The following is an 18994-nucleotide window of genomic DNA, read 5'->3' on the forward strand; positions in this document are numbered from 1 at the left end:
GCCCGAAGGGGGAACGCAGTGAGTTCTGCGGCACCACCCCAGGTCCGAGCATCGCAGGTTGCCCCCTTCGCCCAACGGGCGAAGGGGGACGCAGACTGGGGGTCGCCTTTTCTTTGCCTACTTTCTTTTGGCGACGCAAAAGAAAGTAGGTGCGCCGCCGGGCGCACACCCCGGCCTCCGACCTCAACCAAAGCACAGAAGAACGAAGAGCAGCAAACCATCACCGCCCCAGATAAACCTCAATCACCCGCTCATCCGACTGCACCTGGTCGAGCGTCCCCTGCGCCAACACAGACCCATCGCACAAGACCGTCACGATCTCAGAAATAGTGCGAATGAACCCCATGTCATGCTCCACCACCATCAGCGAGTGCTTGCCCTTCAGGGTCAGGAACAGCTCCGCCGTCCGAGCCGTCTCGTCATCCGTCATCCCCGCAACCGGTTCGTCGAGCAGCAACAACTTCGGGTCCTGCATCAGCAGCATGCCGATCTCCAGCCACTGCTTTTGCCCGTGGCTCAAATTCCCAGCCATGCGCGCCACGCTGCCCGCCAGGTGAATCGTGTGCAGGATCTCGGCCAGGCGGTCCGACTGGGCGGAGTCGAGCTTGAAGAACAGGCTCGACGACACGCCCTTGTGGGTCTTGAGCGCCAGTTCGAGGTTCTCGAACACGGTGAGCTGTTCGAACACCGTGGGCTTCTGGAACTTGCGGCCTATCCCCAGGCTGGCGATCTCGGGCTCGTTGTGGCGCAGCAGGTCGATGGTGCTGCCGAAGTACACCGTGCCGCTGTCGGGACGGGTCTTGCCGGTGATGATGTCCATCATCGTCGTCTTGCCGGCGCCGTTGGGGCCGATGATGCAGCGCAGCTCACCGGGGGCGATGTCGAGGCTCAGGTTGTTGATGGCCTTGAATCCATCGAAACTCACGTTCACGTCTTCGAGGTACAAAATGCGGCCGTGCGTGATGTCCACCTCGCCGGGTGTGGCGATGCGCGAGAAGCCGGCGGCGCGGCCGCCCGATTCGGTCTGGCCCGGGGCCACCGGTGCGGCCTTGGCCGCAATGCGCCGCGCGCCCTCTTCCATCAGGTCCGGGGTCATTCGGTGCCTCCCTTCTTGTCGTCGTTGTTCTTCTTGCTGCCGAAACCGAATTTCTTCACCAGGCCCACCACGCCATTGGGCAGGAACAGCGTGACGGCAATGAACAGCGCGCCGAGGAAGTACAGCCAGAACTCCGGCGCCGTGACGGTGAGCCAGCTCTTGGCGCCGTTGACGATGAAGGCGCCCACGATGGGCCCGATCAGCGTGGCGCGGCCGCCCACGGCCGCCCACACGGCGATCTCGATGGAGTTGGCGGCGCTCATCTCGCCGGGGTTGATGATGCCGACCTGGGGCACGTACAGGGCCCCGGCCACGCCGCACATCATGGCGCTGATGGTCCAGATGGTGAGCTTGTAGGGCAGCGGCGAGTAGCCCGAGAACATGACGCGCGTCTCGGCGTCGCGCACGGCCTGCAGCACACGGCCGAACTTGCTGCGCACCAGCCAGCGCGCCATGAGGAAGAAGCCGAGCAGGGTGAGCCCCGTGAGCACGAACAGCAGCATGCGCATGTTCTGCGTGGCAATCGGCTGGCCCAGGATGCGCTTGAAGTCCGTAAAGCCGTTGTTGCCGCCAAAACCCGTCTCGTTGCGAAAGAACAGCAGCATGGCCGCATACGTCATGGCCTGGGTGATGATGGAAAAGTACACGCCCTTGATGCGCGAGCGGAAGGCGAAGTAGCCGAACACGAAGGCCACCAGGCCGGGAACGGCCACCACCAGGATGAGCGTGGCGACGAAGCTGTCGGACAGCATCCAGTGCCAGGGCAGTTCCTTCCAGTCGAGAAACACCATGAAATCGGGCAGCTCGCTCTTGTAGTTGCCGTCGCGGCCGATCTGGCGCATGAGGTACATGCCCAACACGTAGCCGCCCAGCGCAAAGAACAGGCCGTGGCCCAGGCTCAGGATGCCGGTGTAACCCCATATCAGGTCCATGGCCAGCGCGCAGATGGCGTAGCACATGATCTTGCCGAGCAGCGCCACGGCGTAGTCACTCATGTGGAACACGCTGCCGGCGGGCACCACCAGGTTGAGCAGCGGCGCCAGGGCGCAGACCACGATGAGGGCAACGATGAAGGCCGACCAGCCGGTGCGCGTGAGCAGCGGCGCCGGGGCGGGCAGTTGGAGGGAAGGGGAAGAAGGCGTTGAAGTGGTCATGGTGTTGCTTGCCCGCTCAATCCGCTGTCCGACCCTTCACCGCGAAGATCCCTTGGGGTCGCTTCTGGATGAAGATGATGATGAACACGAGCACGGCGATCTTGGCCAGCACGGCGCCGGCCCAGCCTTCGAGGAACTTGTTGAGCACGCCCAGGCCCAGCGCCGCGTAGACGGTGCCGGCCAGTTGGCCCACGCCGCCCAGCACCACGACCATGAAGGCGTCGACGATGTAGCTCTGGCCCAGGTCGGGGCCGACGTTGCCCACCTGGCTCAAGGCACAGCCGGCCAGGCCGGCGATGCCCGAGCCCAACGCGAAGGCCATGGTGTCCACGCGCGCGGTGTTCACGCCCATGCACGAGGCGATGGGCCGGTTCTGCGTGACGCCACGCACGAACAAGCCCAGGCGCGTGCGCCCGATCAGCCAGCCCATGGACAGCAGCACCGCAATCGCAAAGCCGATGATCACGAGGCGGTTGTAGGGCAGCGTGAGGTTGGAGAGCACCTGCACGCCGCCACTCATCCAGGCGGGGTTTTCCACGCCCACGTTCTGCGCGCCGAAGATCGTGCGCACCAGTTGCATCAGCACCAGGCTGATGCCCCAGGTGGCCAGCAGCGTCTCCAGCGGGCGGCCGTACAAAAAGCGCAGCACGCTGCGTTCGAGCACCGCGCCCACCAGGGCCGAGGCACCGAAGGCCAGCGGCACCGCGGCCACCAGGTACCAGTCGAAGGCGCCGGGCAGGTACTTCTGGAACAGGCCCTGCACAACATAGGTGGCGTAGGCACCGATCATCATCAGCTCGCCGTGGGCCATGTTGATCACGCCCATCAGGCCGTAGGTGATGGCCAGGCCCAGCGCCACCAGCAGCAAGATGGACCCCAGGCTGATGCCCGAGAACGCAGCGCCCAGGCGCTCGCCCCAGGCCAGTTCGCCGTCGATGGCTTTCAGGGCGGCCTGCAGCGCAGCCTTGACCTTGGCGTCCTCTTCCACCGTGACGCGCTCGTTGAGCAAGAGGCGCGTGTCGGGCGTGGCGCTCAGCGACAGGGCCTGCGCGGCGGCGATGCGCTGGGCGGCGTCTTCGCTGCCCAGCAGGGTGGCGGCGCGGGCCAGTTCCAGCTGGGCCTTGATGGCAGGCTGCGTCTCTTGCGCCAGGGCCTTGTCCAGCAGCGGCAGGCGGCCAGCGTCGGGCTCGCGGGTAAGGGCCTTGGCAGCAGCCAGGCGCTTGGCGTCGTCCTTGCCGAACAGGGCCAAGCCGGCCATGGCGGTGTCGATCTCACCGCGCATACGGTTGTTGTTGATGACGTCTTCGGCGTCGTCGGGCACGGGCATGTCGGTGCCGGTGGCGGGGTCGATGCCCTTGCCATCACGCACGATGATGGCGGCCTTGCCCGCGCCGACGATCTTCACCTCGTCATCGGCCAGGGCCTTGAGGAAGGCGGCGATGCGCTCGTCGGGCTGCACGATGGCCTGCTGCACGGCGGCCACGCGGTCGTCGGTGTCGCCGGCGGCCATGGCCAGCGCCTGCTCGGCCGTGAGTGCCTGCGCGGGGCCGGCCCACGCCAGCAGGCACAGCCATGCCATCGAAAGAAATCTGAACATAGTGCGTCAGTCAATGCCTGTGGAGGCACCCCGCAAGGCGGGGCGCGCCCGGAAAGAAAAAAGGGAGGGGCACGGCAGCGCCCCTCCCCTTGCAAGGCGCCTGTCCGCCTTGGGCGATGCCGTTACTTCTTGGCAGGTTCGTCAGGCTTCTTGTCGTTGCCTTCGATGTAGGGGCTCCATGGCTTGGCCTTGACGGGGCCGGGCGTCTTCCACACCACGTTGAACTGGCCGTCGGCCTTGATCTCGCCGATGAACACGCTCTTGTGCAGGTGGTGGTTCTTTTCGTCCATCTTGGAGACGATGCCCGACGGTGCCTTGAAGGTCTGGCCGGCCATGGCGGCGATGACCTTGTCGACATCGGTGCTCTTGGCCTTTTCGACGGCCTGCTTCCACATGTTGATGCCGATGTAGGTGGCTTCCATCGGGTCGTTGGTCAGCGGCTTGTCCTTGTGGCCGGCGATGCCCTTGGCCTTGGCGTAGTCGCCCCACTTCTTGATGAACTCGGTGTTGGCCGGGCTCTTGATGGACTGGAAGTAGTTCCAGGCGGCCAGGTGGCCCACCAGCGGCTTGGTGTCCACGCCGCGCAGCTCTTCCTCGCCCACCGAGAAGGCGACCACAGGCACGTCCTTGGCCTTCAGGCCAGCGTTGCCCAGTTCCTTGTAGAACGGCACGTTGGAGTCGCCGTTGATGGTGGAGACCACGGCCGTCTTGCCGCCCTGGCTGAACTTCTTGATGTCGGCAACGATGGTCTGGTAATCGGCGTGGCCGAAGGGGGTGTACTTCTCGTCGATGTCGCTGTCCTTGACGCCCTTGGACTTGAGGTAGGCGCGCAGGATCTTGTTGGTGGTGCGGGGGTACACGTAGTCGGTGCCCAGCAGCACCCAGCGCTTGGCGCTGCCGCCGTCCTTGCTCATCAGGTAGTCCACTGCGGGGATGGCCTGCTGATTGGGCGCGGCGCCGGTGTAGAACACGTTCTTGGAGAGCTCTTCACCCTCGTACTGCACGGGGTAGAACAGCAGGCCGTTCATTTCCTCGACCACGGGCAGCACGGACTTGCGGCTCACCGAGGTCCAGCAGCCGAAGATCACCGAGACCTTGTCCTGGCCGAGCAGCTGCTTGGTCTTTTCGGCGAACAGGGGCCAGTTGGAGGCGGGGTCGACGATCACGGGCTCGAGCTTCTTGCCGAGCACGCCGCCCTTGGCGTTGATCTCGTCGATGGCCATCAGCACGGTGTCCTTGAGCACGGTTTCCGAGATGGCCATGGTGCCCGACAGGCTGTGCAGGATGCCGACCTTGATGGTGTCCTGGGCATGGGCTGGCAGGGCAGACAGGCCAGCGAGCGCAGCGACGGCCGCGAGGGCCTTGAGGGAATAACGACGTTGCATGTGTGCTTCTCCAGTAGAGGGGTTCAAACCGCTTCGCCCGATGGCCCTGTGGGGCTGATGGATCGGTCGATGGAATGGATTCTGGAGACAGGCGCCCGGATCGGAAATACGCCGGGTGGCGTACACGGCCGGTTACATGCAGGCCAAGGAACGCCTCCCGACCCATGCGATGCGGTCGATATCAGCTATCAAAAAGTGAGTGAAATTCGTATCCACCGCATACGCCACAGGCGGCGCGCGGCCGCCCGCTCAGCGCGCCGGCCGCTTGAGCGCATGCACGGTGGTGGTCTTGCGCACCGGGCTGGAGAGCACCAGCGAGGTGGTCACGCCGCCGTGCCGAGCCAGCGCATCGACCACGCGCTGCAGGTCCTCGGGCTCGGCGATGGCGCAGCGCACGATGAAGCAGTCCTCGCCGGTCACGCGGTCGGCTTCGAGCACCTCGGGCATGGCCTCGAACAGCTTCACGTAGGGCGCGATGCCGGCATGCGTGGTCTGTATGCGGATGAGGGCCTGCAGCCGCACGCCGATGGCGCGCAGGTTGACGCGGGCGCCGTAGCCCTCGATCACGCCCGCGTCTTCGAGCTTGCGCACGCGCTCGCTCATGGCCGGCTGCGACAGGCCGATGCGCTTGCCCAGGGCGGCCAGGCTCTGGCGGGCGTCGGTCTGCAGGGCTTCGAGGATGAGCCAGTCTTTCTTGTCGAGTTGCATGGTGCTGCGTGTGGAAAAGGGGTTGCGCCGGGGCCGATCATCCATCGGTTTGGTGCCCATTGTTCCGATGCCCTGCCCTTCCCGTGCAGCGCGTGGGGGGCTATCGTCTGGAGCGTGTTCACGGTCTTTTCAGGAAACAAACCCATGCTGCAGTTGGTTGGAATGCTCGATTCGCCCTATGTCCGCCGCGTCGCCATCGCGCTCACGGTGCTCGATGTGCCGTTCACGCACCTGCCGCTGTCGGTGTTCAGCACCTTCGATGCGTTCGGCAGCATCAACCCGGTAGTCAAGGCCCCGACCCTGGTCTGCGACGACGGCGGCGTGCTCATGGATTCGACGCTGATACTGCAGTGGGCGGCCACGCTGTCCTTGCACCGGCTGCAGCCCGCAGGCGGCCCGGCGCTGCGGCGCGCGCTGCACCTCACAGGCCTGGCACTGGCCGCATGCGAAAAGGCGGTGCAGATCGTCTACGAGCACCAGCTGCGGCCCGCCGAGAAGCTGCACACGCCCTGGCTGCAGCGCGTGACCGGCCAGTTGCTGGCCGCTTGCGCGCTGCTGGAGGCAGAACTGGCGCGCGAGCCCTTGCCCGCGCCCGCGCAGGAAATCGGCGACGCGGGCATCACCAGCGCCGTGGCCTGGGGTTTCATGCAGATGATGGTGCCCGACACCGTGGCGGCGGCTGGCTACCCGGCGCTGGCGGCCTATGCCGAGCAGGCGGAGCGGTTGCCGGCCTTTGCGGCACTGCCTGCGCGCTGAATCGGACCCTTGTGTCGCCTGGGCGCGTCGCGCCGGGACCCCTGCCGGTATACGATGGCCCCCTACCCATCGCTCCGACGAGAGGCAGGCAACAACCATGGTGAAACGACGCACAGTGCTCTGGGGAGGCGCCGCCACGGCCGGCGCGCTGGTGATCGGCTGGGGCGCGCTGCCCCCGCGCCAGCGCCTGCGCACGGGCGCGCCCCTGCCCACGGCGGGCGGCCAGGCAGCGCTCAACGGCTGGCTCAAGATCGGTGCCGACAACACCGTCACGATCATGATGGCCAAGGCCGAGATGGGCCAGGGCACACACACCGGGCTGGCCGCCATCCTGGCCGAGGAGCTCGATGCCGACTGGCCCCAGGTTCGGCTGGAGATGGCGCCCATCGACGACATCTACAACAACCTGGCCACGGTGGTCGATGGCCTGCCCTTCCACCCCGACAACGATGGCTCGATGAAGGCCGTGGCCGGCTGGCTCACCGCCAAGACCATGCGCGAGGTGGGCGTGATGATGACCGGCGGCTCGTCCAGCATCAAGGACCTGTGGCAGCCCATGCGCGAGGCCGGCGCCAGCGCCCGGGCCATGCTGGTGCGCGCGGCGGCCGCGCAGTGGAACGTGCAGGCCACCGAGTGCAGTGTGCAGGCTGGGGTGGTGGAGCATGCTTCGGGCCAGCGCGCCAGCTTCGGCGAGCTGGCGGCCCTGGCCGCGCAGCAGCCGCTGCCGGGCAAGGTGGCGCTCAAGGAGCCGGCGCAGTTTCGCCTCATCGGCAAGCCGCTCACGCGCATCGAGGCGCGCAGCAAGCTTGATGGCAGCGCCGTGTTCGGCATCGACGCGAATCCGCCCGGTCTGCTGCATGCCGCCGTGGTGATGTGCCCCACGCGCGGCGGCAAGGTGGCGCGCATGGACGGCGCGGCCGCCGAGAAGCTGCCCGGCGTGAAGAAGGTGCTGGCCGTGGACGCCCTGAACGGCGGCACCGGCGCCGTGGCCGTGATCGCCGACACGCCCTGGCACGCGCGCAAGGCCGTGGCCGCCGTCACGGTGGAATGGGACCACGGCCCGGCGGCCGCGCTGTCAAGCGCGGCGGTGTACACGCAACTGGCCCAGGCGCTGGACCAGGCCAAGGGCTTTGGCTACCACCAGAGCGGCGATGCCGAGGTGGCCATGCAGGGTGCTGCGCGCACCCTCACGGCCGACTACCGCGCGCCCTACCTGGCCCATGCGGCACTGGAGCCCATCAACTGCACGGTGCAGTTCAAGGACGGAGCGGCGACGGTGTGGACCTCCACCCAGGTACCCGACCTGGCGCGCACGGCTGCGGCCAAGGTGCTGGGCATTGCCGAGGACAAGGTGGACGTGCAGCAGTTGCTGCTGGGCGGCGGCTTCGGCCGGCGGCTGGAGGTGGACTATGTGGCCCAGGCCGCAGCCATTGCGCGCGAGGCCGGTGGCGCGCCGGTGCAGACGCTGTGGACGCGCGAGCAGGACACGCAGCACGACTTCTACCGCCCCGCATGCATGGCGCGCTTCAAGGCCGGCTTCGATGGCGAGGGCCGGCTGGTGGCGTGGGACAACCTCTCGGTGGGCCAGGCCATCGTGCCGCAGGTGCTCGGCCGCATCTTCGGCCTGCCCGGGGCCGGGCCGGACAAGACCACCTCGGAAGGCGCCTTCGATCAGCCCTACGAGTGGCCCAACGCACGCATTGCCCACGAGATCATCGCGCTGCCGCTACCGGTGGGCTTCTGGCGCTCGGTCGGGCATTCGCACCAGGCCTTCTTCAAGGAAAGCTTCATGGACGAGGCGGCCGCTGCAGCCAGGCAGGACCCGTTGGCCTTTCGTGCCAGCCTGCTGCAAAGGCACCCGCGCCACCTGCATGTGCTGAAGAAGGCGGCCGAGCTGGCGGGCTGGGGCCAGCCGCTGGCAGCCGATGCATCGGGCGCGAAACGCGCACGGGGCATTGCGCTGCACCAGTCCTTCGGCTCCATCGTGGCGCAGGTGGCCGAGGTGTCGGTGGCGGCGGACAGCAAGGCCATCCGCGTGCACCGCGTGGTCTGCGTGATCGACTGCGGCGCGGCCATCAACCCCAACCTCATCACCCAGCAGATGGAGAGCGCCGTGGTCTTCGGCCTCACGGCTGCGCTGCATGGCGAGATCACCGTGGACAAGGGCCAGGTGCAGCAGGCCAACTTCCACGACTACCCCCTGCTGCGCATGGCCGAGTGCCCGCGCATCGAGGTGCATATCGTGCAGAGCGCCGAGCCGCCCGAGGGCGTGGGCGAGCCGGGCGTGCCGCCCATCGCCCCCGCCGTGGCCAACGCCCTCTTCGCGCTGAACGGCCAGCGCCTGCGCAGCCTGCCGCTGCGCCTGGCCTGACCCCTACAGGAGCCCCATCCATGCCCACCACCCTTCGCATCAACGGCAAGGCCGTCGCCGTCAACGCCGAGCCCGATACGCCCCTGCTGTGGGTGCTGCGCGGCGAGCTGCACATGAACGGCACCAAATTCGGCTGCGGCATGGCGCTGTGCGGCGCCTGCACCGTGCACCTGAACGGCGAGCCCACGCGCGCCTGCGTCACACCGCTGTCGGCGGTGGGCGAGGCCGACGTGACGACCATCGAAGGCCTGGTCGGCCCCCAGGCCGAGGCCCTGCGCAACGCCTGGGTTGCGCTGGACGTGGCCCAGTGCGGCTACTGCCAGAGCGGCCAGCTCATGTCGGCCTGCGCGCTGCTGGGCAAGACCGCGCGCCCCACGGATGCGGACATCGACACGGCCATGTCGGGCAATGCCTGCCGCTGCGGCACCTACCCGCGCATCCGCGCAGCGATCCACCAAGCCGCTGGCGGCAAGGCGGGCTAGCTGGCTAGTGCCCGGCCCTGGGCGGGGTCTGGATCGGGTTCGGGTTCGGGTTCGGGGTCGGGGTCGGGATCGAGCACGATGAGCATGTCGGCGCGGGCGGGGGGCGACGGTGCAGCTACCTGCACGTTGTTGCGGCCCGCCTGCTTGGCCCGGTAGAGCGCCTTGTCGGCGGTGTTGACCAGCTCCTCGAAGCCCGCGCCGGGCTCGGCGTACAGGGTGGCCACACCGATGCTCACCGTGACGGTGACGCAGGCGCCCTCCGAATCCACGGGCACATTGTGGTCCGATACGCCCTGGCGCAGCAGCTCGGCCAGGCGCAGGGCACCTGGGGCATCAATGCCCGGCAGCACGATGACGAACTCTTCGCCCCCGTAGCGGGCCACGATGTCCACCGCCATGCGCGAGCGCGCCAGACAGGCCTGGGCCACCGCGCAGATCACCCGGTCACCCGCCAAATGGCCCCAGGCGTCGTTGACGGCCTTGAAATGGTCGATGTCCACCACCATCAACGACAGCGGCTGGCCCAGTTGCGCGGTGCGCTGGCACTCGCGGGAGCCCAGGTCCATCAGCGTGCGCCGGTTGGACAGGCCGGTGAGCGCATCGCAGGCAGCCAATTGTTCCAGCGCCGTGTTGAGCTGCTGCAGCAGCGCGTTCTGCTCGCGCAATTGGCGGTTGATCTGTGCGATCTCGTCTTCCTTGCGCTTGCGGTCGTCGATGTTGAAGGTCACTCCGATCAGGCGCTTGCCCGGGGTATCGGTATGGCCGTCCATGATGCGGCCGTAGTTGGCATACCAGACCCATTCGCCGCTCTTGGCGCGCAGCCGGAACTCGCAGCGGTACTGCGGCGTGATGCCCGACATGTGGTCGGACACGGCTTGCTGCACCGTCCCCAGGTCATCGGGGTGGAACAGGCCGTAGACGTCCTGCAGGCCCGAGACGATCTCCTCCTCGGTGAAGCCCAGCTCCAGGAAGGTCTTGGTGGCCTTGCGGGTCACGTTGCCGGTGACCAGATCGTTCTCCCACAGGTCCAGGCCGGCCGCTTCCAGGGCCAGCTCCAGCCGCTCCCGGTTCAGGTCTGCTTCACCCATGGCGGCCAGCCGGTTCAGGCCGAAGGCATCGCGCCTGCGTAGCCGATGTTGCGCAGCAGCGCTGCGAACGATGCCACCACGCCCGGCGTGCTGTACAGCTGGGGTGCCGTGGCCACCTGGATCACGCTGACCTGCTTGCCCGTGCTCTGGCCGGTGGCGGCATTGAAGTAGACCGCCAGGTCGTCGCTGGCGTTGGAGAAGCCCCGGCCCGTGCTTTCGGAGTAGTAGCAGATCGAGTCGGGCGCGATGATGTCGGGCGAGGTGCTCGCCGTGCTGTACATGATCAGGTTCTCGTTGAGGTTGTACAGGTAGTGTGTTGCCGTGCTCTGGCTGGGATCCTGGGCATTGTCCAGGCGAATGACCCCTGAGTCCAGCGAGGACGTGCTGGAGGTGGATTGCGTGACCGCCGTGATGTAGAAATTGGTCAGCACCGCCTGGGCCGCGCGCCCGGTCAGCTGGGTGATGTTGGCTGCCACGGCCGCCGTGGAAGGCGGCGTCTGCGCCTTCAGCAGCGAAAGCCCCAGCTGGCGCGCCTGCTCCAGCGTGCCGGGAATGTAGTTGCCCGACAGCGCGTAGCCATTGCCCTTGTTGGATGGCCACATGGCGATGCCCGAGTACCCGCCAAAACCGCCGACCACCCCGCCCGCCAGCGTTTCCACCTTGTCCGCCGTGGGCGCACCCAGCACGGCCGATTCGACCAGCGGCGAAGGGGGGGCGTCGCTGGCCAGCGCGCAGGGGCAGGGAGCCAGTTGCGCGCTGCCCGTGAAGGTGGTCTGCGGCAGCTCGGGTACCGCGCGGCCGGCGCCGTCCCCATTGACCACGTAGATCGTGCCGCGGGACATTCCGGCCCCGATCAGGGGCACCAGCGAGTTGATGGGGCCGATTTCGACCGGAATCACGCAGCCCAGCGGCCAGCCGGTGGCCTGTTCGAACACCTGCGAGGTGTTGGTGATGGAGTTCTGGATGGCAGTGAGGGTCAGCCCGTCGGCGGCATCGGGCGAGCCCATGATGGCCAGCACGCAGGCAGGGGTGGCGCCATCGTAGTCCTTGACGGTCACCGGCGTAAAGGTGCCTTGCTGCGCAAGCTGCCCGAGGATGGTGCAGGCGTCGCCGTAACTGCCTCCGCCGCCACTTGCAAGAATTGCAGCACCCGCTGCGATGGCCTCCAGATCGTCCAGCCCATAGGTATACACAGCGCCCATTGGAATCCTCCCCTTTGAATGGCTGGCACGATACGCCATGCCGCTTGATTGTCAACCCGCAGCATACAGCGGCGCCACAGCGCCTGGAAAGCACTCTGGCCGGGTGCGGCCGCTTCGCCTATGCTCCGTACAGCCCCATTTTCCCGAGCGCACCCGAGCGAACACCATGAGCCACACCGAAACCTCCGTCATCTACGGCACCGAAGACCTGTTGATCAGCCTGTGCAACTCGGTCACCCGCGTGCTCAATGTCGCCACCCACAGCCAGATCCACTACTCGGGCATGGTGCAGCGCATCAGCAAGACCTGCCTGAAACCCGACATCGGCTGCTTCGTGCTGTTCGACGGCGGCTTCTCGGGGCTGGTGATCATCAATTTCTCGGCCCAGGCGGCCATGGAGCTGTATTCGAGCTACCTGCTGAACATGGGTATGTCCAAGGACGACCTGGTCACCTCCTACACCTCGGACGAAGTGAGCAACGTGATGGGCGAGCTCATGAACCAGGTGGTGGGCGACTTCACCGGCAAGGTGCGGCGCGAGCTGCAGACCCACATCACCCAGAACCAGCCCAAGATGCTGGTGCTCAACAAGCAGGTGATGCTCAGCGTGGACGCCAACCTGGACAAGCCCGAGGCCCGGCGCGTGACCTTCTACACCGCCAGCAACAACATCTTCTACCTGGAGCTGGCCATCGACCGCACCGAGTTCATCAAGATGGTGGACTTCGAGGCACAGGACACGCCCGACGCCGATGCACTGATGTCCCAGAACGCCCAGGGCACGCAAAACGCGACCGCCCCGACCCCCGCACCGGCGGGCGACAGCGGTGATTCCGCCACGGACGAGCTGCTCAAGTCGCTGGGCATGTAAGCCGCCCCGCCGTCGGCCAGCGAGCATCCGACGCCAACCATGCAACGCCCGCCGCAGGAACCCCTGCCGTACGAAGAGTTGCATCTGGGCTCGCTGGACCCCGAGCGGGTCGAGGCGCTATGGTGCTACCGTCCCGCCGCTCCCCGCCGCCAGACTGTGCTGCCCGATGGGCGCATGGACCTGGTGGCCCATGCCGTGCTGGATGGCAGCGGTCGCATCGCCACCGTCCGCCTGGCCATTGCCGGCCCGGCTGACCGCCCTGGCACCGTGGCCCACCGCGCCCCGGTCTGGAGCGCGGGCGTGCGCTTCCGGCTCGGCTGGGGCGGCGCCTGCCTGGGATTGGACCCGGCCGGCTTGCTCAACCAGGTACTGACCGGCGCGGCGGTAGAGCGCGCCCTGGGCAACGATCTGGCGTCTGCCTTGCTGGCCGCCACCGACACCCCTGGCCTGCAGGCCGCCCTGGTGCAGGCGGCACACCGCCTGTCGCAGCGCGCGGGGCCGCCCGGGCCGGCCCAGGCCCGTGCACTGCAAGCCCTGCGCTGGTGGCGCATGCACCCTGGCGCCCCCCTGCAGGCGATGTGCAGCGCCCTGGCCGTGTCCGAGCGCACCCTGCGCCGCGACATGCTGGCCACCGTGGGCCTGCCGCTGCGCAGCCTGGCGGGCATTCTGCGCTTTCAGCGCGCCATGGCGCTGGTGCAGGCGGGGCGAGCGCCCTCGCTCACCGGCCTGGCGCACGATGCGGGCTATGCCGACCAGGCGCACATGACGCGCCAGTTCCGCCGGCTCGGTGGCTTCACGCCTGCGCTGCCCGAGGCCGTGCCGGTGGTGGAAGCGGTATGGCAAGCTCCATCCGCCGGGCCAGCGCCCCCTGGCGCGCACGCAGAAACACGCGAAGCCGGTCCGCATAATCTGCGCCCACGGCGCCCTGCACCGAAGGCCGGGCCGCCAGCACCGCGCGCCAGGCCGCCACGCGTGGCAGGCCTGTGAACACACCGAAGTCACCGATCGGATCGAACACATCGAAGTAGCGGAACACGGGGCCGAACACCGCATCGACCAGCGTGAAAGCTTCTCCCGCAAAGTAAGGGCCCGCTTCCTGCTGCATGCCCAACTGCACCTCGACCTGCGCGAGCAGGCGCCGGATCTCCCCGGCCCGACTGGCCAGCGCCGTGTCGTCGGGGGCGTTGTAGAACGTGCCGATGGCCGAGAGCACGGCCGAGCCAAACTCTATCCAGCCGCGGTGCCGCGCCCGGGCCAGCGCGTCCTGCGGGTGAAGGCGGGGCGCGGTGGTCTCGTCCAGGTATTCGCAGATCACGGCCGATTCGAACACCGGCTGGCCATCCACCAGCAGCACCGGCGTCTTGCCCAGTGGCGAGATGGCCAGGAACCAGGCGGGCTTGTCGGCTAGGTCGATGTCGATGCGCTCGAAGGCGACGCCCTTTTCCGCCAGCGCGATGGCGGCCCGCTGGACATAGGGGCAAAGGGGATGGCTGATGAGGGTGAGTGGGTGCGGCATGGTGGTCCTTGAAGGGTGGGAGCCCTGAATCTATGATTGCGCCAACGAAATCAAAATACGCATGGCCGCAAACCATGATTGCACCAACGCAACAACAAGCCACGCCCTACCAGTTGGGTGCCAGCGATCTGGAGAACGTGCTGGCCCTGGTGCGCGCCGGCACGCTGGCAGGTGCCGGGGAACGCCTGGGCGTGGACCCGTCCACGGTGTTCCGCACGCTGCAGCGCATCGAACGCGGGCTGGGGCAGGCGCTGTTCACGCGCTCGCGCACGGGCTACCAGCCGCTGGAGCTGGCCCAGACCCTGGCCGGGCATGCCGAGCACCTGGAGTCGGCCCTTGAATCGGCCCGCTCCGCCGCGCAGGTACAACCCGAGCGTGTGTCGGGCACGGTGCGCATCACCACCACCGACACCATCCTGCACGGCCTGGTGGCGCCTGCGCTGGCGGCGCTGCAGGGGCAGCACCCGCTGCTGCAGTTCGAGCTGCACGCCGGCAACGACCTTGCCAGCCTGACCCGGCGTGACACGGACATTGCCGTACGCGCCACGCGCCGCCCGCCGCCCCACTTGGTGGGCCGGCAGGTGGGCCCCATCCGCATGGCCCTGTACGCCGCCCGGCAGGGGCCCATGCAGCGCTATGCCGATATCCAGGCAGGACAGGCCTTGTGGGTGGCGCCCGACGATGCACTGCCCGACCACACCTCGGTGCTGTGGCGCAAGCGGCATTTTCCGAAGGCGGTGGCAAGCTACCGCGTGAACAGCATCCTCACCGTGATGGAACTCGTGGCACTGGGGCTGGGGGTGGGGGTGCTGCCGGTCTTCCTGGCCCACGCGCATCCAGGCCTGGTGGCGCTGACCGAGGCGCTCGATGAATGCGAAACCGGGCTGTGGCTGCTCACCCACCCTGAGGCGCGGCACCTGAGCCGCGTGGCCACGGTGTATGCCCACCTGGCGCGCACGCTGGTGCTGGAATGAGGGCCCCAAGCGGGCTTGGCCGCAACGTTCAATACCCCGGGCGCGCGGCAACCCATACTGGGCGCCACCACTGCCCGCCAGATTTCCATCGCCATGCACACCCTGCCCCTTTTCGCCGAGAACGACCCCGCCACGCTGCACCCACTGATGGCGGCCTATCCGCTGGCCACCCTGGTCACCACCAGCGCGGCAGGTGCCAGCGACGTTCACTTGCTGCCACTGGAGCTGCATACGCCCGACGGAGCTGTGGCCTGCCTGCGGGGCCACGTGGTGCGCAGCCATTCCCTGCGCCAGCAGATGGGCGAAGGCGACAGCCTGATCGCGCTTTTCCAGGGCCCCAACGCCTACATCTCGCCACGCTGGTACGTGAATGGCCAGCGCAGCGCACGCCTGGCACCGAGCTGGAACTACGTGGCCGTGCAGGTGCGCGGGCGCCTGCGCTGGGTGGAGGATGACCCGGAATGGGTACTCGCCCACCTGACCGCACTCACCGCCGCGCAGGAGGCCAGCCGCGTCGAGCCCTGGTCGCTGGACATGGCCGCTCCCGACTACGTGGAGGGCGCGGCGCGGCACCTGGTGGGGTTCGAGATCGAAATCACGGCATTGGAAGGCAAGCGCTTTTTGTCGCAGCAACGCACCGAGGCCGACCGGCGCAGCCTGGTCGAGCACCTGGAGCGCGAGCTCTCAGGCATGGCGCGCGATGTGGCGCGGCTGATCGTACCCTGACCGCCGCAGCTGCGGGCGTCAGTGGCCAGAGGAGTCGGAGCGGCGCTCGCCGAACAGCCCGCCCTGCCCCGATGGTGGGCCCGAAGCACCGAGCATCTGCACGAACTGCAGGAGCTGCGGGTCTTCGATGAAGCTGGCGGCAGAGGACGCGGTCAGCAGCACCTCGGGCGACTGGGGCCGCGCCACGATGAAGCCTTGCACGTAGTCCACGCCGATCTCGGCCAGGGTCTGCACCGTGGCCTGGTCTTCGGCCCATTCGGCGATGGTCTTCATGCCCAGGTTGCGCGCCAGGCTCACAATGGCCTCGACGATGGCGACATTGGCGGGGTGGCGGTTCATGTTGACGATGAAGTTGCCGTCGATCTTGAGCAGGTCGGAGGGCAGGTCCTTGAGGTAGGAGAACGAGGTGTAACCGGCACCGAAGTCGTCGAGCGCCACCTTGGCGCCGTAAGAGCGCACCTGGCTGATGAAGCGGCGCGTGTTCTCCAGGTCGTGCAAGGCCACGCTCTCGGTGATCTCCAGGCACAGCCAGCTGGCCAAGTGGGGGTGCTCGTCGAACAGCGCGAACACGTCGTCGATGAAGGCCTCGTCGTTGAGCGAAGCACCGCTCAGGTTCAGGCACACGAACTGGGTGCGCCCCAGCTGGCCATGGTGCTTGCCCAGCCACTCGAACACCGTGCCCAGCACCCAACGGTCGATGACGCCCATGCGCCCGCTGTGCTCGCCTGCGGCGATCAGGCGCGGTGTGGGCACCAGCGCGCCGCTGGCATCGCGCATGCGCAGCAGCACCTCGAAGTTGAGCGACTCGGTGGGGGCCGTGAGCGACATGATGGGCTGCATTTCCAGGTACAGGCCCTCGATGCGCTCATCGGACGACAGGCGCTCCACCAGCTTCATCTCCGTCTCGTGGGCAATCAGGCCGGGCGCGTCGCGCTCGTACACCGCCAGGCCCTGCTGCAGGCCGCGCTTGGCATCGCGGCAGGCATGGTCGGCGGTGGAGACGACGTCGCGGATGGTGCTGCCCGGCGCCACTTCGATGAGGCCGATGGAGCCGCGCACGTGGAACGAGCGCGCCCCCACCCGGTAGGGGCTGGTGCAGATGCTGGCAACGATGCCCTGGCTGATGAGCCGGGCCAGCGTGATGTGGGTGTCCGGAAAAACGATCAGGAACTCATCGCCCCCCACGCGCCCGATCTGCATGTTGCCCGACAGCATCTGCGAGACGCGCGCGCACACCTGCTGCAGCACGTCATCGCCGGCCGCATGGCCAAACAGGTCGTTGATGAGCTTGAAGCGGTCCAGGTCCAGGTAGGCCAGCGCCAGCGGCTTGCCCTGGTTGCGCTGCGCCAGGGCCGATTCGAGCACCTGCTCGATGCCCCGGCGGTTGAGCACGCGCGTGAGCGCATCGTGGTGGGCCAGCACGCGCAGGTTCTCGGTGGCACGCGATTTCTCGGTCACGTCCTGCAGCGAGCCTTCGATGCGGCCGCGCGCCTGGGTGGCACGCACCATGAAGCGCCGCGTCAGTTCGCCATCATCGCGTCCGTTCACCGCAAACTCGGTTTCTGTTTCGGATTGGCTGTGCACCATCTGGTCGAGCTGCAGCCAGGCCGCGTCGCCGAACTGCGCGCGCCAGGTGCGCCCGCCGTTGTCCAGAAGGCCATCGCCCAGCATGTCCACCAGTGCGGGGTTGGCGCTCAGGAAGCGGCCTTGCAGGTCGAGCGTGAACAGGCCGATGGGCATGGCCTCGTAGGCATACTGCAGCTGGGCCTGCACCTCCAGGCGCTTGACGTGCTCCTGGCGCATCTGCTCGGCAATGGCCAGCGCCGCCAACAGGCTGGACGACAAGGCCGCCGTGACGTGGTTCACGGTGCCCACCAGCACCTTCATGCCATAAGCGGCCGCCACGATCTCCGAAAAACTCGACAGGAAAGTGACCCCGAGCGATGCGCCGTACCACATGGCCACGCGCGAGCGGGTCTTGAACACGATGCGCACCAGGCTCACCGTCATCAGCAACAGGCCCAGGCCGGTGGACACCCACATCATCTGCAGGTACAGGCCGTAGGGCAGGAACACGGCGGCCAGCAGCAGGGGAATGCAGGCCCACTGCGCGCCGCGTATCCAGGGCCCCAGGCGCGAACGGTCCAGGTCTTCCTGGAACAGGCTCTTGTAGAGCGTGATGGTCAGAAAACCGTACACCGCCACGGTGAGCGCACGGGTCGGAAACAGCCAGGGCGTGGGCACCAGGTGGCCCAGCCACTGCACGTCCCAGCCGGCAGAGATGGCCCCCACCCGCAGCGTGACCACCAACCAGGCGGCAAACAGCACGTACAGCGACTGCCGGTTGATCAGCGCCGTCATCAGCACGAACATGCCCAGCACCACCAGGCCACCTTCGAGCAGGCCCAGGTTGCGGTGGAACTCCAGCACCGAGGCCTGGAGATCGGCCTGTGCCCACCAGTCGGCCTGCAGGCGTGCAGGCCCGACGAACGCAGCGCGGCAGAGCACGCGCAGGCCCGCGCTGGCCTCGGGCAGGCCAAAACCCGCCTTCATGGGGATCAGGCTGCCACTGGCCTGCTCACGCGTGGCCTGGCCCAGCGATACCAGGCTCGTGCCGTCCCAGCAGGCCATGGCCACGGCGTGGCGCGAGGGGAACAGCAGCGAGGGTGGCTGCGCCATCGAGACCGGCAGGTCCACCAGCAGCCATACGGGTGCCTCGGACAGGTTGGTGTCGTGGAAGGACTTGAGTGGCCGGTTCGCCAGCGCGGCCAGGGCCTGCTCAGGGGTGAGTTCTGCGGCCGCCTGTGGCAGCACGCGCATCATCAAGGTGTGGCCGCCGGCCGACAGGTAATTGCTCTGCCAGAACAGCAACGCCCACACCGCCACGCCAGCCATGGCGATGGGAATGATGTAGATGGACATCGTGCGCAGCAGCCAGTCCACAAAGACTACGCCGCGCCGAACCCCTTGCCGTGCGTGCTCCTGCAATCGCGGTGACCCCATGGTTTTGTGTGGTTGCGCAGCCCCCACGGCCACGCGCTGGATGGCGCGTGGTACAGGGCCGAGCA

15 protein-coding genes and 1 pseudogene are annotated in these 18994 nt (G+C 67.6%); 7 read left to right on the forward strand and 9 right to left on the reverse strand.

Going from position 1 to position 18994, the window contains the following annotated elements; translation table 11 throughout:
- Nucleotides 1–220: 220 nt before the first annotated feature.
- The 5 genes from urtD to ASE31_RS09930 all read right to left on the reverse strand — a co-directional run bounded on the left by urtD (nucleotide 221) and on the right by ASE31_RS09930 (nucleotide 5940).
- Entirely contained in the window at nucleotides 221–1096 is an 876-nt protein-coding gene (gene urtD, locus ASE31_RS09910) for an urea ABC transporter ATP-binding protein UrtD (RefSeq protein WP_057201485.1), read from the reverse strand.
- Nucleotides 1093–2250, reverse strand: coding sequence for an urea ABC transporter permease subunit UrtC (urtC, locus tag ASE31_RS09915; protein ID WP_057201486.1), 1158 nt, complete (start codon nucleotides 2248–2250; stop codon nucleotides 1093–1095). The genes urtD and urtC overlap by 4 nt, the downstream gene beginning before the upstream one ends.
- Nucleotides 2251–2266: 16 nt before the next feature.
- The gene (gene urtB / locus ASE31_RS09920; protein ID WP_057201487.1) at nucleotides 2267–3847 is read right to left on the reverse strand and encodes an urea ABC transporter permease subunit UrtB; all 1581 of its coding nucleotides are present in this window, start codon (nucleotides 3845–3847) and stop codon (nucleotides 2267–2269) included.
- Between the two features lie 122 nt (nucleotides 3848–3969).
- The gene (urtA, locus tag ASE31_RS09925; RefSeq protein ID WP_057201488.1) at nucleotides 3970–5232 is read right to left on the reverse strand and encodes an urea ABC transporter substrate-binding protein; all 1263 of its coding nucleotides are present in this window, start codon (nucleotides 5230–5232) and stop codon (nucleotides 3970–3972) included.
- 249 nt (nucleotides 5233–5481) lie between these two features.
- Nucleotides 5482–5940, reverse strand: coding sequence for an Lrp/AsnC family transcriptional regulator (locus ASE31_RS09930; protein ID WP_057201527.1), 459 nt, complete (start codon nucleotides 5938–5940; stop codon nucleotides 5482–5484).
- Nucleotides 5941–6087: 147 nt separating this feature from the next.
- On the opposite strand from ASE31_RS09930, the gene ASE31_RS09935 reads away from it, so the two are divergent.
- From ASE31_RS09935 to ASE31_RS09945, 3 genes are all read left to right on the forward strand, one after another.
- The gene (locus ASE31_RS09935; RefSeq protein ID WP_057201528.1) at nucleotides 6088–6696 is read left to right on the forward strand and encodes a glutathione S-transferase; all 609 of its coding nucleotides are present in this window, start codon (nucleotides 6088–6090) and stop codon (nucleotides 6694–6696) included.
- A 97-nt stretch (nucleotides 6697–6793) separates the two neighbouring features.
- Entirely contained in the window at nucleotides 6794–9067 is a 2274-nt protein-coding gene (locus tag ASE31_RS09940; protein WP_057201489.1) for a xanthine dehydrogenase family protein molybdopterin-binding subunit, read from the forward strand.
- Between the two features lie 20 nt (nucleotides 9068–9087).
- Complete coding sequence (locus ASE31_RS09945; RefSeq protein WP_057201490.1) at nucleotides 9088–9549, forward strand: (2Fe-2S)-binding protein; 462 nt, start codon at nucleotides 9088–9090, stop codon at nucleotides 9547–9549.
- Here ASE31_RS09945 and ASE31_RS09950 read toward each other — a convergent pair.
- Together ASE31_RS09950 and ASE31_RS09955 are read right to left on the reverse strand one after the other, a co-directional pair.
- Nucleotides 9546–10637, reverse strand: coding sequence for a sensor domain-containing diguanylate cyclase (locus ASE31_RS09950; protein ID WP_235514381.1), 1092 nt, complete (start codon nucleotides 10635–10637; stop codon nucleotides 9546–9548). The two genes, ASE31_RS09945 and ASE31_RS09950, sit on opposite strands and share 4 nt — an antisense overlap.
- A gap of 14 nt (nucleotides 10638–10651) precedes the next feature.
- Entirely contained in the window at nucleotides 10652–11839 is a 1188-nt protein-coding gene (locus tag ASE31_RS09955; protein ID WP_057201491.1) for a DUF917 family protein, read from the reverse strand.
- Between the two features lie 166 nt (nucleotides 11840–12005).
- Here ASE31_RS09955 and ASE31_RS09960 point away from each other — a divergent pair, with 166 nt between their 5' ends.
- Together ASE31_RS09960 and ASE31_RS33105 are read left to right on the forward strand one after the other, a co-directional pair.
- Nucleotides 12006–12710, forward strand: a complete 705-nt coding sequence (locus tag ASE31_RS09960; RefSeq protein WP_057201492.1) for a DUF3334 family protein — start codon at nucleotides 12006–12008, stop codon at nucleotides 12708–12710.
- A gap of 39 nt (nucleotides 12711–12749) precedes the next feature.
- Nucleotides 12750–13451: pseudogene (locus ASE31_RS33105) on the forward strand (DUF6597 domain-containing transcriptional factor); the annotation flags it as partial.
- A 52-nt stretch (nucleotides 13452–13503) separates the two neighbouring features.
- On the opposite strand, the gene ASE31_RS09965 reads toward ASE31_RS33105, so the two are convergent.
- Nucleotides 13504–14226 (reverse strand): glutathione S-transferase family protein, encoded by a 723-nt coding sequence (locus ASE31_RS09965; protein ID WP_057201493.1) that lies wholly within the window; start codon nucleotides 14224–14226, stop codon nucleotides 13504–13506.
- A 74-nt stretch (nucleotides 14227–14300) separates the two neighbouring features.
- Here ASE31_RS09965 and ASE31_RS09970 point away from each other — a divergent pair, with 74 nt between their 5' ends.
- Entirely contained in the window at nucleotides 14301–15200 is a 900-nt protein-coding gene (locus ASE31_RS09970; RefSeq protein ID WP_057201494.1) for a LysR family transcriptional regulator, read from the forward strand.
- A gap of 93 nt (nucleotides 15201–15293) precedes the next feature.
- Nucleotides 15294–15926: an FMN-binding negative transcriptional regulator gene (locus ASE31_RS09975; RefSeq protein ID WP_057201529.1), complete on the forward strand. Its 633-nt coding sequence runs from the start codon at nucleotides 15294–15296 to the stop codon at nucleotides 15924–15926.
- Nucleotides 15927–15944: 18 nt separating this feature from the next.
- On the opposite strand, the gene ASE31_RS09980 is transcribed toward ASE31_RS09975, so the two are convergent.
- Nucleotides 15945–18929, reverse strand: a complete 2985-nt coding sequence (locus tag ASE31_RS09980) for an EAL domain-containing protein (protein ID WP_057201530.1) — start codon at nucleotides 18927–18929, stop codon at nucleotides 15945–15947.
- Between the last annotated feature and the right edge of the window lie 65 nt (nucleotides 18930–18994).

The sequence above is a fragment of the Acidovorax sp. Root217 genome, from assembly GCF_001428645.1.
Lineage (GTDB): Bacteria > Pseudomonadota > Gammaproteobacteria > Burkholderiales > Burkholderiaceae_C > Acidovorax.

Excerpts from the sequence above, each read along its gene's own strand:
- urtA (WP_057201488.1), bottom strand. The coding sequence starts at position 5,232 with ATGCAACGTCGTTATTCCCTCAAGGCCCTCGCGGCCGTCGCTGCGCTC.
- ASE31_RS09930 (WP_057201527.1), bottom strand. The coding sequence starts at position 5,940 with ATGCAACTCGACAAGAAAGACTGGCTCATCCTCGAAGCCCTGCAGACC.
- urtD (WP_057201485.1), bottom strand. The coding sequence starts at position 1,096 with ATGACCCCGGACCTGATGGAAGAGGGCGCGCGGCGCATTGCGGCCAAG.
- ASE31_RS09970 (WP_057201494.1), top strand. The coding sequence starts at position 14,301 with ATGATTGCACCAACGCAACAACAAGCCACGCCCTACCAGTTGGGTGCC.
- urtB (WP_057201487.1), bottom strand. The coding sequence starts at position 3,847 with ATGTTCAGATTTCTTTCGATGGCATGGCTGTGCCTGCTGGCGTGGGCC.
- ASE31_RS09965 (WP_057201493.1), bottom strand. The coding sequence starts at position 14,226 with ATGCCGCACCCACTCACCCTCATCAGCCATCCCCTTTGCCCCTATGTC.
- ASE31_RS09975 (WP_057201529.1), top strand. The coding sequence starts at position 15,294 with ATGCACACCCTGCCCCTTTTCGCCGAGAACGACCCCGCCACGCTGCAC.
- ASE31_RS09955 (WP_057201491.1), bottom strand. The coding sequence starts at position 11,839 with ATGGGCGCTGTGTATACCTATGGGCTGGACGATCTGGAGGCCATCGCA.
- ASE31_RS09945 (WP_057201490.1), top strand. The coding sequence starts at position 9,088 with ATGCCCACCACCCTTCGCATCAACGGCAAGGCCGTCGCCGTCAACGCC.
- ASE31_RS09950 (WP_235514381.1), bottom strand. The coding sequence starts at position 10,637 with ATGGGTGAAGCAGACCTGAACCGGGAGCGGCTGGAGCTGGCCCTGGAA.
- ASE31_RS09960 (WP_057201492.1), top strand. The coding sequence starts at position 12,006 with ATGAGCCACACCGAAACCTCCGTCATCTACGGCACCGAAGACCTGTTG.
- ASE31_RS09940 (WP_057201489.1), top strand. The coding sequence starts at position 6,794 with ATGGTGAAACGACGCACAGTGCTCTGGGGAGGCGCCGCCACGGCCGGC.
- urtC (WP_057201486.1), bottom strand. The coding sequence starts at position 2,250 with ATGACCACTTCAACGCCTTCTTCCCCTTCCCTCCAACTGCCCGCCCCG.
- ASE31_RS09980 (WP_057201530.1), bottom strand. The coding sequence starts at position 18,929 with ATGGGGTCACCGCGATTGCAGGAGCACGCACGGCAAGGGGTTCGGCGC.